Below are 12,797 nucleotides of genomic sequence, written 5' to 3' on the forward strand. Positions count from 1 at the left end.
CTGGGCCCTATGTCGCGTAATTGTCGATCAGCCTGTCCGGCTTGGCGAACCCGGTGAGATCGTCGAGATCCTTGATCGCAATCTGATTGCCTGACACTTCAACCCCGTAGGGTTCCAGCCCTTTGAATGCGCGGCTGAGGTTTTCCGATGTCATGCCGAGAAACGATGCCAGTCGGCGCTTTTCCATTTTCAGCTCAAATTCGTTCGACCCGGTCCGGATTTGCTGGCGTAAAAGGTAGTTGGCCAGCCGCTCCAGCGACGTGCGCAGCTTCAGGTCCTTGGTATTTTTGATGACGGCCCGGTAGCATTGCGCCAATTCGGTGACGACGGCGCGCGCGAATTCGCTGTCTGTCTCAAACACGTCGCGCACGTCCATCGACGGGATCAGAACCAACCGGCTTTTTTCCATTGTGCGCGCCGACATCAGATAGGGTGCATCTTTGACCGTTGCAGCCAGAATGAAGGTCGAAATCGGACGCACAATCGCCATCGTCGTCTGGCGACCGTTCCAGGTGCCAAAAAGCTCAACGCTCCCGGCAATCACGACATGCAGAAAATCCGAATGATCACCTTCGGTGATCAACTCGACCCGTGGCGGGAAATTCTGGACATAAGCGCCCCGGATCAGCGCCTCGAAGCTATTGTCCTTGATCTCCGCAAACAGGGGGAGTGAGCGAATCTCCGGCAGGTCATTTTTGCGCATCGGAGTCCCTCTCGTGCATCAGGCAACAATTGTGGTCGATAAATTTGATAAATGTCAAACGCAGCTCCTGAAGATTGGGTGCCTGAATTTGACCTTCGCTTCCGGCACCCATGAAGAATTTGGGTAACACATTTATTTCAAACAAGAATTTGATTCAGTTGATCTGAATCAAGTCGTCGGCACCCCAAAAACGGGCCTCTGTAAGCCAACCGTCCGCACGCGATGCGGCAAAGGACCAAGGAGGACTGATATGGACGTGATGATCGCATATGACCATTCGCGGAATGCAAGGATCACGCTTGAAGTGATCAAGGAGATGTTTGCCGCCGCCCACCCCAACCTCACCCTGATTTCAGTGATCGAGGAGGTTGGCAGCACCACGGCAGGTGCTGACGAGATGTTCAAAGAACAGTTCGCCGACCAGAAAGCCGGTGCCGAAAGTGCGGCGGCGGAGCTGTCAGCGGCGGGCTTTCCGACGCAGGTGCTGATGGCCGAAGGCGACGCCCGCAAGATGATCCTGCGCGCCACCGATGAGCGCAAGCCTGACCTGCTGGTCATGGCGCGCCACAGCCACAAGCCGGACGGGAATTTCATCACCCGCAGGCTCGACGCGCTGGTGGAAGAGTTCGATCACATGACCTTCGGGTCAGTCTCGGCCTTTCTGGCCCGCCGGGCGCAATGCCCGCTGCTGATCATTCCAACCGGGGCCGAGTGACCACTCACTGCCCTGCCGTTTTCAAGCCTGACCGAGGTTCGATATGCAAGTTTCAGACGTATTCCGGTTCAAAAACCGAGAAATCCGCGCGCTCCATCTCACCTGGATCGCCTTTTTCATCACCTTTTACGTATGGTTCAACATGGCGCCGCTGGCGTCGTCCATCCTCAAATCCGCAGACTGGCTGACCAAAGACGATCTGCGGCTCTTTGCCATTGCTAACGTCGCGCTGACGATCCCGGCGCGCATCGTGGTCGGCATGGCGCTGGACAAATGGGGGCCGCGCCGGGTGTTTTCGGTGCTGATGGTCTCCATGGCTGTGCCGACCCTCGCATTTGCGCTGGGTGACACGCGTGAGCAGCTGTTTTTTGCGCGGTTGATCATGTCCTCGGTGGGGGCGTCCTTCGTGGTGGGCATTCACATGACCGCGCTCTGGTTCAGACCGCGCGACATCGGTTTTGCCGAAGGGTTCTATGCGGGCTGGGGTAACTTTGGCTCGGCAGCAGCGGCCTTGACCATCCCCACCGTCGCCCTGTCGGTCTATGGCGGTGATGATGGCTGGCGTTATGCCATTGCCACATCGGGCGTCATCATGGCGGCCTATGGCGTATTCTACTGGTTTGCCATCACCGATGGACCGACCCGCGACACCCATAAAAAACCTCGCAAAGCTGCCGCGCTGGAGGTCTCCACCTATCGCGACCTTGGGCTGCTGATCGCCTTTACTGTGCCGCTGATCGGGATCCTGTCGATCCTCGTCTGGCGCGTGCAGAACACCGGCTACATCGATACCATGACTGCGACCTTCTGTTATGCCGCGGTCGCCGTGGTGGTGGTCTATCAGGTCTGGCAGGTGCTGCGGGTCAACCTGCCGATCCTGCGCAAAGGCGTGCCGGAGGATGACCGCTATCCATTCAGTTCAGTCGCGGCCCTCAACACCACCTATTTTGCCAACTTCGGGGCGGAACTGGCCGTGGTGTCGATGCTGCCCCTGTTCTTTCAGGAAACCTGGGGGCTGACACCGGTCACCGCGGGCATCATCGCGTCGTCCTTCGCCTTTGTGAACCTGTTCGCCCGACCGATGGGCGGGCTTGTCTCCGACCGGATGGGCAACCGCCGCTTTGTGATGCTGTCCTATATGATCGGGATCGCCATCGGCTTTGCTCTCATGGGTCTGCTCGACAGCAGCTGGCCGCTGATCGTTGCCATTGCCATCACCATCGGCTGCTCGTTCTTCGTGCAGGGCGCCGAGGGCGCGACATTTGGGATCATCCCATCGATCAAACGCCGGGTGACCGGTCAGATTGCCGGGATGGCCGGGGCCTACGGCAACGTTGGGGCTGTCTTTTACCTCTTCATCTTCATGTATGTCACCCCGTCGCAGTTCTTCTTCATCATTGCGACCGGTGCCTTCATCAGCTGGGTGGTCTGCTACTTCCTGCTGAAAGAGCCCGAAGGCGGATTTGGCGACGAATACGTGATCTCCTCAGTGGACGAGGCCATCGCCAACGAGGCCCGCATCCGCAAGGAAACCGAAGCCGATCTCGCCACCCTCTTTGTGGGCAGCGAACGGGTGGGGCTGGCTGATCGCGGGGCGGGCCTGACCGTGACCGCGAGGTTCAAGGACATGGACGATCTGCGCAGCACGCTGGACCGTCTCAGCCCGCCCAAAGGCCGCACACCAGCCGAATAATCAAAAGTCGGGGACCCGAGCCACAATCGGGACCCCACACCGACACACCACTCCAAGGAGACTACCGTGGGACAAGATCTCAGAAACTACACACCGGATGACGAGGCCTTCTGGGCCGCCACCGGCAAGGGGATTGCCAACCGCAACCTCTGGATTTCCATTCCATCGCTGCTCTGCGGTTTTGCGGTCTGGCTCTACTGGGGGATCATCACCGTTCAGATGATCAATCTGGGTTACCCCTTTGAAACCTCGCAGCTTTTCACGCTGACCGCCATTGCGGGCCTGTCGGGAGCTACCCTGCGCATCCCGGCGACCTTCTTCATCCGCATCGCGGGTGGGCGTAATACCATCTTCTTCACCACGGCGCTTCTGATGATCCCCGCATTGGGAACCGGCATCGCGCTGCAGAACCCGGATACACCGCTCTGGCAGTATCAGATCCTGGCGCTGCTGTCGGGGATCGGGGGCGGGAACTTTGCCGCCTCCATGTCCAACATCTCCTTCTTCTTTCCCAAGAAGGTGCAGGGTTACTCGCTGGGCATGAACGCGGGTCTTGGCAACTTTGGCGTGACCACCATGCAGATCCTGATCCCGCTGGTCATGACCTTTGGTCTCTTTGGCGGCGAGGGTCGGGAACTTGTGAATACCTCCGGCACCCTGATCGGCAAGATCCCCGCAGGTACCGAAACCTTTATCCAGAACGCGGGCTTTGTCTGGCTGCTGGCACTGGTGCCACTGGCGTTCCTTGGCTGGTTCGGCATGAACAACATCCGCGATGAACATGTCAGCCCGAACATCCCCGGCCCCATCGGTTCCTTTGGCATCATTGGTTTCATGTATGGCATCGGGCTCGCCTGCGCGGGCTTCGGCCTCTGGCTGATGCTGCCCGCCGCGGTGGGGGGCTCGGGCTTTGGCCTCTCCAAATGGGTTGTCTTGCCCATCGTCATTGTGCTGACCGTCGCGGCACTGCGGATGATCCCCGGTCAGGTCGGTCAGAACCTGTCGCGCCAGTACAAGATCTTTGGCAACAAACACACCTGGGCGATGACCATCATCTATGTGATGACGTTTGGCTCTTTCATCGGCTATTCGGCGGCGATGGGTCTGACCATCAAGGTGGTTTTTGGCTTCCAGCACATCGTGGTTGACGGTGTCATGACCCATGATGTGGCCAACCCGAACGGGCCATCTGCCTTGATGTTCGCCTGGATGGGGCCTTTCATCGGCGCGCTGATCCGTCCTCTGGGCGGGGTCTGGGCGGACCGGGCCGGGGGCGCAAAAGTGACCCAGATCATCTCCATCGTGATGGTCGCCTGCGCGCTGGCGCTCGCCTACATCCTGCAACAGGCCTATGCCTCGGCCACGCCAGAGACTTACTTCCTGCCCTTCCTGCTGATCTTCCTGCTGCTTTTCGCGGCGACAGGCATCGGCAACGGTTCGACCTTTCGCACCATCGCCGTGGCCTTCAACAAAGAACAGGCCGGGCCGGTTTTGGGATGGACAAGTGCGGTAGCGGCTTACGGCGCCTTCCTCATTCCGCAGATCTTCGGTGAGCAGATGCGGGCGGGCTCCCCGGAATATGCGCTCTACGGATTTGCCGCCTTCTATGTGCTCTGCATCGTCATCAACTGGTGGTTCTACCTGCGCCCCGGCGCCTACATCAAGAACCCCTGAACTCGATCTCCACCTGTGCGGAGATCCCCTCCGCGCAGGCGCCACCTCACACTCTAGGGAGCTAAAGATATGAGCCACCTGCTCGACAGACTGAACTTCCTCCAGTCAAAAGAACTGGAACAGTTCTCCGATGGCCACGGCCAGGTTACCTGTGAAAACCGCGATTGGGAGGACACCTATCGCAACCGTTGGCGGCATGACAAAGTTGTCCGCTCGACCCATGGGGTGAATTGCACCGGATCCTGTTCGTGGAAAATCTACGTGAAATCCGGGATCGTGACCTGGGAAACCCAGCAAACCGATTATCCGCGCACGCGGCCCGGTCTGCCTAATCATGAGCCGCGCGGCTGTGCCCGGGGGGCCAGCTACAGCTGGTATCTCTATTCCGCGAACCGGGTGAAAAACCCGTTGGTGCGCGGGCGGTTGATGAAGGTCTGGCGCAAGATGCGCGAGACCATGAGCCCGATCGAGGCCTGGACCAAACTGCAGAACGACCCGATCCTGCGGGCGTCTTATGTCGAGACCCGTGGCAAGGGCGGTTTCGTACGCGCCAGTTGGGATGAAGCGACCGAGATCACCGCTGCCGCGAATGCCTATACGGTGAAAACCCACGGTCCCGACCGGGTGTTTGGCTTCTCACCGATCCCGGCAATGTCGATGATTTCCTACGCCGCAGGCTCGCGATACCTGTCGCTGCTGGGCGGTGTCTGCATGAGCTTTTACGATTGGTATTGCGACCTGCCGCCCGCCTCGCCGATGACCTGGGGTGAGCAAACCGATGTGCCCGAAAGTGCGGATTGGTATAATGCGGGCTACCTGCTGGTCTGGGGGTCAAACGTGCCGCAGACCCGGACGCCGGACGCGCATTTCTACACCGAAGCGCGCTACCGTGGCACCAAATCCGCCGTGATCTGCCCGGATTATTCCGAGGCCGCGAAATTTGGCGATGTCTGGCTGAATGTGAAACAGGGCACCGATGCGGCCTTGGCGATGGCCTTTGGCCACGTGATCCTGCGCGAATTCCACCTGGACCGTCAGACCGCGTATTTCGAGGAATATACCCGCAAATACAGCGACTTACCCATGCTGGTAAGGCTGGAAGAGAAAGACGATCGTCTGATCCCGGGCCGCTTTCTGCGGGCTGATGACCTGGATGGCAAGCTGGGCGAGGAAAACAACCCGGAATGGAAAACGGTCGCGCTGGACGGCAAATCCGGCAGCTATGTCGCCCCCAATGGCTCCATTGGTTACCGCTGGGGTGAAGACGGCGAATGGAACCTCGAAGAGCGCGCCGGATTGGCTGAGACTGAGCTAAAAATGTCGCTGATCCTGGAGGAGGACCATGACGATGTGCGCGGCGTTGATTTCCCCTATTTCGGCGGTGACGCCACGGCGGAATTCGCCACCGATGCGGATCATCCGAACGTCCTGACCCGTCAGGTTCCGGTGCGCAAGATCGACACCGGTGAAGGGGAGATCATCGTCGCCACGGTATTTGATCTCTTCTGCGCCAACTACGGTCTGGATCGGGGGCTGGGCGGCGATTGGGTGGCCGCTGACTATGCCGATGACGTGCCGGGCACCCCGGCCTGGGCGGAGAAGATCACCGGCGTGTCCGCTGACAAGATCATCCACGTCGCGCGTGAATTTGCGCAGAACGCGGAAAAGACCAAGGGCAAATCGATGATCATCATCGGGGCCGCGATGAACCACTGGTATCATATGGACATGAACTACCGCGGCGTCATCAACATGCTGGTGATGTGTGGCTGCGTCGGGCAATCGGGCGGCGGTTGGGCCCATTACGTGGGGCAGGAAAAGCTGCGCCCGCAAACCGGTTGGCTGCCGCTGGCCTTCTCGCTCGATTGGGGGCGTCCGCCGCGGCATATGAATTCCACCTCGGCCTGGTACGCGCATACCGATCAGTGGCGCTATGAGCAGCTGACATCGGAGGAGATCATTTCGCCCACGGCGCCCGAGGGCGATTGGGACGCGACGATGATCGACTATAACATCCGCGCCGAACGCATGGGCTGGCTGCCGTCGGCACCACAGTTGAAAACCAACCCCCTGGAGGTTGCGAAAGCGGCAAAGGCGGCGGGCCAGGAGATCTCGGTCTATGTAGCGGAACAGTTGACATCGGGGGATTTGGAGATGTCCTGCGAGGACCCGGATGCCCCGGAAAACTGGCCTCGCAACCTCTTTGTCTGGCGCTCGAACCTGCTGGGATCGTCGGGCAAGGGGCATGAGTATTTCCTCAAGCACCTGCTGGGCACCGACCATGGCGTTCTGGGCAAAGATCTGGGGGAAGAAGGTGGGCAACTGCCCAAGGAGGCTAAGTGGCATGCGGAGGCGCCACGCGGCAAACTCGATCTGCTGGTGACCATCGATTTCCGGATGAGCACCACCGCAGTCTATTCCGACATCGTGCTGCCCACCGCCAGCTGGTACGAGAAGAACGACCTCAATACCTCTGACATGCACCCGTTCATCCATCCGCTGCAGGCAGCGGTTGACCCGGCCTATGAAAGCAAGTCGGATTGGGAGATTTTCAAGGCGATTGCTAAGAAATTCCAGGAGGTTGCGCCAGAGATATTGGGCAAGGAAACCGATATCGTTGCGCTGCCGATCCTGCACGACACACCCGGTGAAATTGCCCAGGATCAAGTGAAGGACTGGAAGAAAGGCGAGTGTGATCTGATCCCCGGCAAGACGGCACCGAACTATGTGCCCGTCGAACGGGATTACCCCGCGCTCTATGATCGGTTTGTGGCACTTGGTCCGCTGATGGACAAGATCGGGAATGGCGGGAAAGGCATCACCTGGAACACCGAGACCGAGGTTCAGCACCTGCGCGATCTGAACGGTGAATGGCCGGACGGCCCCGCAAAAGGGTGCGCCAAGATCGTGACAGATATCGACGCCAGCGAAGTCGTTCTGATGCTGGCGCCCGAGACCAATGGCGAAGTGGCGGTGAAAGCCTGGGACGCGCTGGGCAAGGCGACGGGTCGTCCCCATGCCCATCTGGCACTGCCCAAGGAAGACGAGAAAATCCGCTTCCGCGATATCGCCGCACAACCGCGCAAGATCATCTCCTCACCCACCTGGTCGGGGCTGGAGTCGGAAAAGGTCTGCTATAATGCGGGCTATACCAACGTGCATGAGCTGATCCCCTGGCGCACGCTGACCGGACGTCAGCAGCTCTATCAGGATCACCTGTGGATGCTGGCCTTTGGCGAGGGGCTGATGTCTTACCGCCCGCCTGTCGATCTGAAGACCATCACCGACGACGTGCACACCGACAAGGACGCGCCGCATCTGGTGCTGAACTTCATCACCCCGCACCAGAAATGGGGCATCCACTCCACCTATTCCGACAACCTGTTGATGCTGACGCTGAACCGGGGCGGCCCTGTGGTCTGGATCAGCGAGAATGACGCCAAAAGCGCCGGGATCGCCGATAACGACTGGGTCGAAGCTTATAATGCCAACGGGGCGCTCACGGCCCGGGCGGTGGTGTCGCAACGCATGAAGGACGGCACAATCTTCATGTATCACGCGCAGGAAAAGATCGTGAATACGCCGGGGTCGGAAAAGACCGGTAACCGGGGCGGTATCCACAATTCGGTCACCCGGACCACGTTGAAACCAACCCATATGATCGGTGCCTATGCGCAGCAATCCTATGGCTTCAACTACTACGGCACCGTCGGGTCGAACCGGGATGAATTCGTGATTGTCAGAAAAATGCGGAAGGTCGATTGGCTCGACACGCCCGCCAAAATGGAGGCAGCAGAATGAGAGTTCGCGCACAAATCGGCATGGTCCTGAACCTGGACAAATGCATCGGCTGTCACACCTGCTCGGTGACCTGCAAAAACGTCTGGACCAGCCGCGACGGTGTTGAATACGCCTGGTTCAATAACGTCGAGACCAAACCGGGCCTTGGCTACCCCACGGATTGGGAAAATCAGGACCGTTGGAACGGGGGCTGGATCCGGACAAAGGCGGGGCGGCTGGAGCCCAAGCAGGGGGCGAAATGGCGGATATTGTCCAACATCTTTGGCAACCCTGATCTGCCCGAGATTGACGACTATTATGAGCCGTTTGATTTCGACTACGATCACCTGAAATCCGCGCCAGAGATGAAGGCCTTCCCAACGGCGCGGCCATTTTCGAAAATCACCGGCGAGCGGATCGAGAAGATCGAGAAGGGTCCGAACTGGGAGGAAATCCTAGGCGGTGAATTTTCGAAACGCGCGGAGGATTACAACTTCGAAGGCATCCAGAAGGAGATTTACGGGGAATACGAAAATACCTTCATGATGTATCTGCCGCGGCTCTGTGAGCATTGTCTCAATCCGACCTGTGCGGCTTCCTGTCCATCAGGCGCGATCTACAAGCGCGAGGAAGACGGCATTGTCCTGATCGATCAGGAGAAATGCCGGGGTTGGCGGATGTGTGTTTCGGGCTGCCCCTACAAGAAGGTCTATTACAATTGGGAATCCGGTAAGTCTGAGAAATGCACGTTGTGCTATCCGCGGATTGAAAGCGGCAACCCGACAGTCTGTTCGGAAACCTGCGTGGGGCGTATCCGCTATCTGGGCGTGATGCTCTATGATGCGGATAAGATCGAAGCGGCGGCAAATGCGCCGGAAACAACCGATCTGTATGATGCGCAACTGGGCGTGTTCCTAGACCCAAGCGATCCGGATGTGATCAGGGCGGCCCGTGCCGATGGCATCCCTGAAGACTGGATCAAAGGCGCGCAGGAAAGTCCGATTTGGAAAATGGCGATGGACTGGAAGGTCGCCTTCCCGCTGCATCCGGAATACCGGACGTTGCCGATGGTTTGGTACATTCCACCCCTGTCACCGATCCAGAACGCTGCCGAGGCAGGCAAGATCGGCACGGATGGCGATATGCCGGATGTGCAATCGCTGCGGATTCCGGTGAAATATCTGGCCAACATGCTGACAGCCGGTGACGAAGCGCCGGTGGTCACCGCGCTGGAGCGGATGCTGGCGATGCGCGCCTATATGCGCGCCAAAACGGTCGAGGGCGTGCTTGACGCGGGCATCGCAGAACGGGTCGGCCTGTCCGGCGCCATGATCGAGGACATGTACAAGATCATGGCGCTTGCCGACTACGAGGATCGGTTTGTGATCCCCACTACCCACCGCGAACAGTTCGAAGAAGCGTATGATCTGCGCGGCGGCTGTGGCTTCACCGATACCAATGGCTGCTCACCGGGCATCAGCAAAGGCTCACTGTTTGGTGGCAAGAAGAAACCCCTTAAAATGCCGGAGGCGATGTAATGGACCGCAGTTTGAAAGCGTTTTCGCTGATACTGAGCTACCCTACGCGGGACTTGCAGGCCGCAATGCCTGAGATCGGCGGTGTGCTTGCCGCCGACCGTAGGCTGACCGCAGTCACGCGGCGGGCGCTGCGCCCGCTGACCGAGGAGATCGCGCAAAGCGACATCTACGATCTGGAAGAACGGTTCGTGATGCTTTTCGACCGCTCCCGTACGATCTCGCTCAACCTCTTTGAGCATGTGCACGGTGAAAGTCGGGACCGCGGTGGCGCGATGGTCAGCCTGATGGAAACCTACCGGGAGGCGGGTTTTGAGCCCATGACTTCGGAACTGCCGGATCACTTGCCGGTGCTGTTGGAATTCCTGTCCACCCGTCCAGCTGGGGAGGCACGAGAGACGCTCGCGGATGCAGCGCATATTTTTCAGGCATTGGCCGCGCGACTTGAGCGTCGGGAGAGCCACTATGCGCCGGTTTTCGCCGCGCTCTCGCAGCTTTCGGGTGCAACCGCAAATGCAGAGGCCGTGGCGGATTTACTGGAAGAGCCCGAGACCGACCCCAATGATCTGGATGCGCTGGATGCAGTCTGGGAGGAGAGCGAGGTCGTCTTTGGCCCCGACCCGAACGCAGGCTGCCCGCAGGTGCGCGATATGCTGTCGCGCATCGAGGCCACCACCCCCCAAACTCCGCATCCTGCGGCCGAATAAGGAGAAAGAGACATGTTTTCGGACTTCAGCCTCGACTTCATCATCTTTGGCATCATGCCCTATGTCGCGCTCACCGTGTTGGTGGTCGGCACCATCGCGCGCTATGAACGCGACCCCTACACGTGGAAATCCAGCTCCTCTCAGCTCTTGCGACGCAAACAGCTGATCATGGGATCGGTGCTCTTTCATGTCGGTATTCTGACCGTGTTCTTTGGGCATCTGGCGGGCCTGTTCACGCCGGTTTGGGTGCTGGATGCGCTAGGCATTCCCTATGCGCTGAAACAATGGCTGGCGGTTCTGGTGGGCGGTACGGCGGGGATTTTCGCTCTCATCGGGGCGACGATGCTGCTGCACCGCCGGCTCACCGACCCGCGCATCCGGGCCACATCGAGCTTTGCCGACATCGGTATTCTGAGCCTGATCTGGCTGCAGCTTTTGATCGGTTTGCTCACGATCACCCAGACGCTGCAGCATATGGATGGGGCCGAAATGGTGCGTTTCATGACCTGGTCACAAAGCGTGGTGACATGGAACCTGAACGCCTGGGCGATGGTGGTGGACGTGCACTGGCTCTACAAACTGCACATCTTCCTTGGGCTTCTGATCACGCTGCTCTTTCCGTTCACGCGGTTGGTGCACATGATCTCGGCCCCGATCCGCTATCTGTGGCGGCCGGGGTATCAGGTCGTGCGCTCGCGCCGTCAGGTGCCGTTTTCTTCGGCCAAGGCCGATGTTCCAACCAACACACCGGCGGAGTGAGAGCCATGACATCACCGCTTTTTCCGGATGTGATCGTCAATGGCGAGATCATCCCCCACAAGCTGGTCGCCGCTGAGGCGCAACACCACATTGGCCCCAGGGGCAAGCCCGGCATCGCCTGGCGCAAGGCCGCCAAGGCCGTCGCGATCCGGACGCTTTTGCTGCAGCAGGCAAGAGCACAAAAGATCGAAGCGCATCCGGAGGAAGTCGCCCCCGGTCAGATCGAAACGGAGGAGGAGGCCCTGATCCGGGGCCTTCTCAGGACCGCCATTGATACCCCGCACCCCAGCGAGGCCGAAATTCGCGCTGAATGGGAGCGCGGGCCTGAACGCTTCCGCAGCCCGCCCCTGTGGGAGGTTTCGCATATCCTGATCGCCTGCGATCCGCGCAGTGACACGGCCCGCAAGCAGGCGCTGGCGCGCGCAACCAAGCTGACCAGCCTTGCCCGCGATGAGCGTAACGGTTTTGCGGCGCTGGCCGCGCGTGAGAGCGATTGTAGCTCCAAAACCTCCCGTGGGTCTTTGGGTCAGCTGGGGCCGGGCGATACCGTTCCCGAGTTCGAAGCCGTCTTGCGTAACCTCGACGAGGGTGAGGTCACTGAAACCCCCGTTCTGACCCGCCATGGGTATCATGTGATCCGCATGGACGCGGTGGCCGAAGGTCAGGTTTTGCCTTTTGGTGCGGTGCGCGAAAAGATTTCCGACGCGTTGGAAAAAACCGCATGGGCGCGACAGGCTCAGAGTTTCGTGGGTCAGTTGGTCGCGGACGCAGACATCAAAGGAGCCGATTTGAGCGTGGTCTGAAACCCAAGAGGGCGAAGCTGGCGACGCACAGGTGGCTTCATTCTGGGACACCGGTCGCCGCGAATTCTGGGGGTTAAAGATTACTATGTTCCGGAATGGATCAAGGTTAGCCTCAACACCAAGCGTGGTGAGGCCTATGCACCGCTGGATAGAGCTAGGTAAAAATAAGAACACCTTCCCAGAGGGCGGTGGTACGTTCTTGTTGGTTGCGGGAGGGCTCTCTGTCCTCAACTTGCAAACGCAAGACGGCCGCCCTATCGGCGGGGCCGATCTTCACGAACTTGCTTCGTAAGTCGAAATGGTTGCTGGGGCTCTCACCCATTTCAACTTGCTCTTTTGCGCTGCCGCATAGCACCCAAAGCGCTGAATGATGTTCTATTGGGTCGCAGCTTTGGTAAAGTTGTGGTGAAGGTGGATTAAGGCTGCAA

Annotated in this window: 10 protein-coding genes; 8 read left to right on the forward strand and 2 right to left on the reverse strand. The window is 59.2% G+C overall.

The window, feature by feature from the left end; all coding sequences use genetic code 11:
* Positions 1-7: 7 nt before the first annotated feature.
* Positions 8-703: a helix-turn-helix domain-containing protein gene (locus tag Q1A20_RS06735; protein ID WP_299400673.1), complete on the reverse strand. Its 696-nt coding sequence runs from the start codon at positions 701-703 to the stop codon at positions 8-10.
* A gap of 250 nt (positions 704-953) precedes the next feature.
* On the opposite strand from Q1A20_RS06735, the gene Q1A20_RS06740 reads away from it, so the two are divergent.
* The 8 genes from Q1A20_RS06740 (at position 954) to Q1A20_RS06775 (ending at position 12,369) form a co-directional block, all read left to right on the forward strand.
* Positions 954-1,418, forward strand: coding sequence for a universal stress protein (locus tag Q1A20_RS06740; RefSeq protein WP_299400671.1), 465 nt, complete (start codon positions 954-956; stop codon positions 1,416-1,418).
* A 43-nt stretch (positions 1,419-1,461) separates the two neighbouring features.
* Positions 1,462-3,111, forward strand: a complete 1,650-nt coding sequence (locus tag Q1A20_RS06745) for an MFS transporter (protein ID WP_299916493.1) — start codon at positions 1,462-1,464, stop codon at positions 3,109-3,111.
* 66 nt (positions 3,112-3,177) lie between these two features.
* Positions 3,178-4,785, forward strand: coding sequence for an antiporter (locus Q1A20_RS06750; protein WP_299400666.1), 1,608 nt, complete (start codon positions 3,178-3,180; stop codon positions 4,783-4,785).
* Positions 4,786-4,854: 69 nt separating this feature from the next.
* Positions 4,855-8,586 carry a nitrate reductase subunit alpha gene (locus Q1A20_RS06755; RefSeq protein ID WP_299916496.1) on the forward strand — a complete coding sequence of 1,244 codons (3,732 nt, stop codon included), beginning with the start codon at positions 4,855-4,857 and terminating at the stop codon, positions 8,584-8,586.
* Positions 8,583-10,103, forward strand: a complete 1,521-nt coding sequence (gene narH / locus Q1A20_RS06760) for a nitrate reductase subunit beta (protein WP_299400660.1) — start codon at positions 8,583-8,585, stop codon at positions 10,101-10,103. Before Q1A20_RS06755 ends, narH begins: the two co-directional genes overlap by 4 nt.
* Positions 10,103-10,807: a nitrate reductase molybdenum cofactor assembly chaperone gene (narJ, locus tag Q1A20_RS06765; RefSeq protein ID WP_299400657.1), complete on the forward strand. Its 705-nt coding sequence runs from the start codon at positions 10,103-10,105 to the stop codon at positions 10,805-10,807. The genes narH and narJ overlap by 1 nt, the downstream gene beginning before the upstream one ends.
* 12 nt (positions 10,808-10,819) lie before the next feature.
* Positions 10,820-11,566, forward strand: coding sequence for a respiratory nitrate reductase subunit gamma (gene narI / locus Q1A20_RS06770; protein ID WP_299400655.1), 747 nt, complete (start codon positions 10,820-10,822; stop codon positions 11,564-11,566).
* Between the two features lie 5 nt (positions 11,567-11,571).
* Entirely contained in the window at positions 11,572-12,369 is a 798-nt protein-coding gene (locus tag Q1A20_RS06775; protein WP_299400654.1) for a peptidylprolyl isomerase, read from the forward strand.
* Between the two features lie 154 nt (positions 12,370-12,523).
* Here the strand turns inward: Q1A20_RS06775 and Q1A20_RS06780 are convergent.
* On the reverse strand, positions 12,524-12,797 hold a 274-nt coding region (locus tag Q1A20_RS06780; protein WP_299916499.1), incomplete at its 5' end, for a hypothetical protein.

The sequence above is a fragment of the uncultured Roseobacter sp. genome (assembly GCF_947501835.1).
Classification (GTDB): Bacteria; Pseudomonadota; Alphaproteobacteria; order Rhodobacterales; family Rhodobacteraceae; genus Roseobacter.

What these genes read in the sequence shown, in the direction of transcription:
- Q1A20_RS06735 (WP_299400673.1), bottom strand. Translation starts at nt 703, where the DNA reads ATGCGCAAAAATGACCTGCCGGAGATTCGCTCACTCCCCCTGTTTGCG.
- Q1A20_RS06740 (WP_299400671.1), top strand. Translation starts at nt 954, where the DNA reads ATGGACGTGATGATCGCATATGACCATTCGCGGAATGCAAGGATCACG.
- Q1A20_RS06745 (WP_299916493.1), top strand. Translation starts at nt 1,462, where the DNA reads ATGCAAGTTTCAGACGTATTCCGGTTCAAAAACCGAGAAATCCGCGCG.
- Q1A20_RS06755 (WP_299916496.1), top strand. Translation starts at nt 4,855, where the DNA reads ATGAGCCACCTGCTCGACAGACTGAACTTCCTCCAGTCAAAAGAACTG.
- narH (WP_299400660.1), top strand. Translation starts at nt 8,583, where the DNA reads ATGAGAGTTCGCGCACAAATCGGCATGGTCCTGAACCTGGACAAATGC.
- narJ (WP_299400657.1), top strand. Translation starts at nt 10,103, where the DNA reads ATGGACCGCAGTTTGAAAGCGTTTTCGCTGATACTGAGCTACCCTACG.
- narI (WP_299400655.1), top strand. Translation starts at nt 10,820, where the DNA reads ATGTTTTCGGACTTCAGCCTCGACTTCATCATCTTTGGCATCATGCCC.
- Q1A20_RS06775 (WP_299400654.1), top strand. Translation starts at nt 11,572, where the DNA reads ATGACATCACCGCTTTTTCCGGATGTGATCGTCAATGGCGAGATCATC.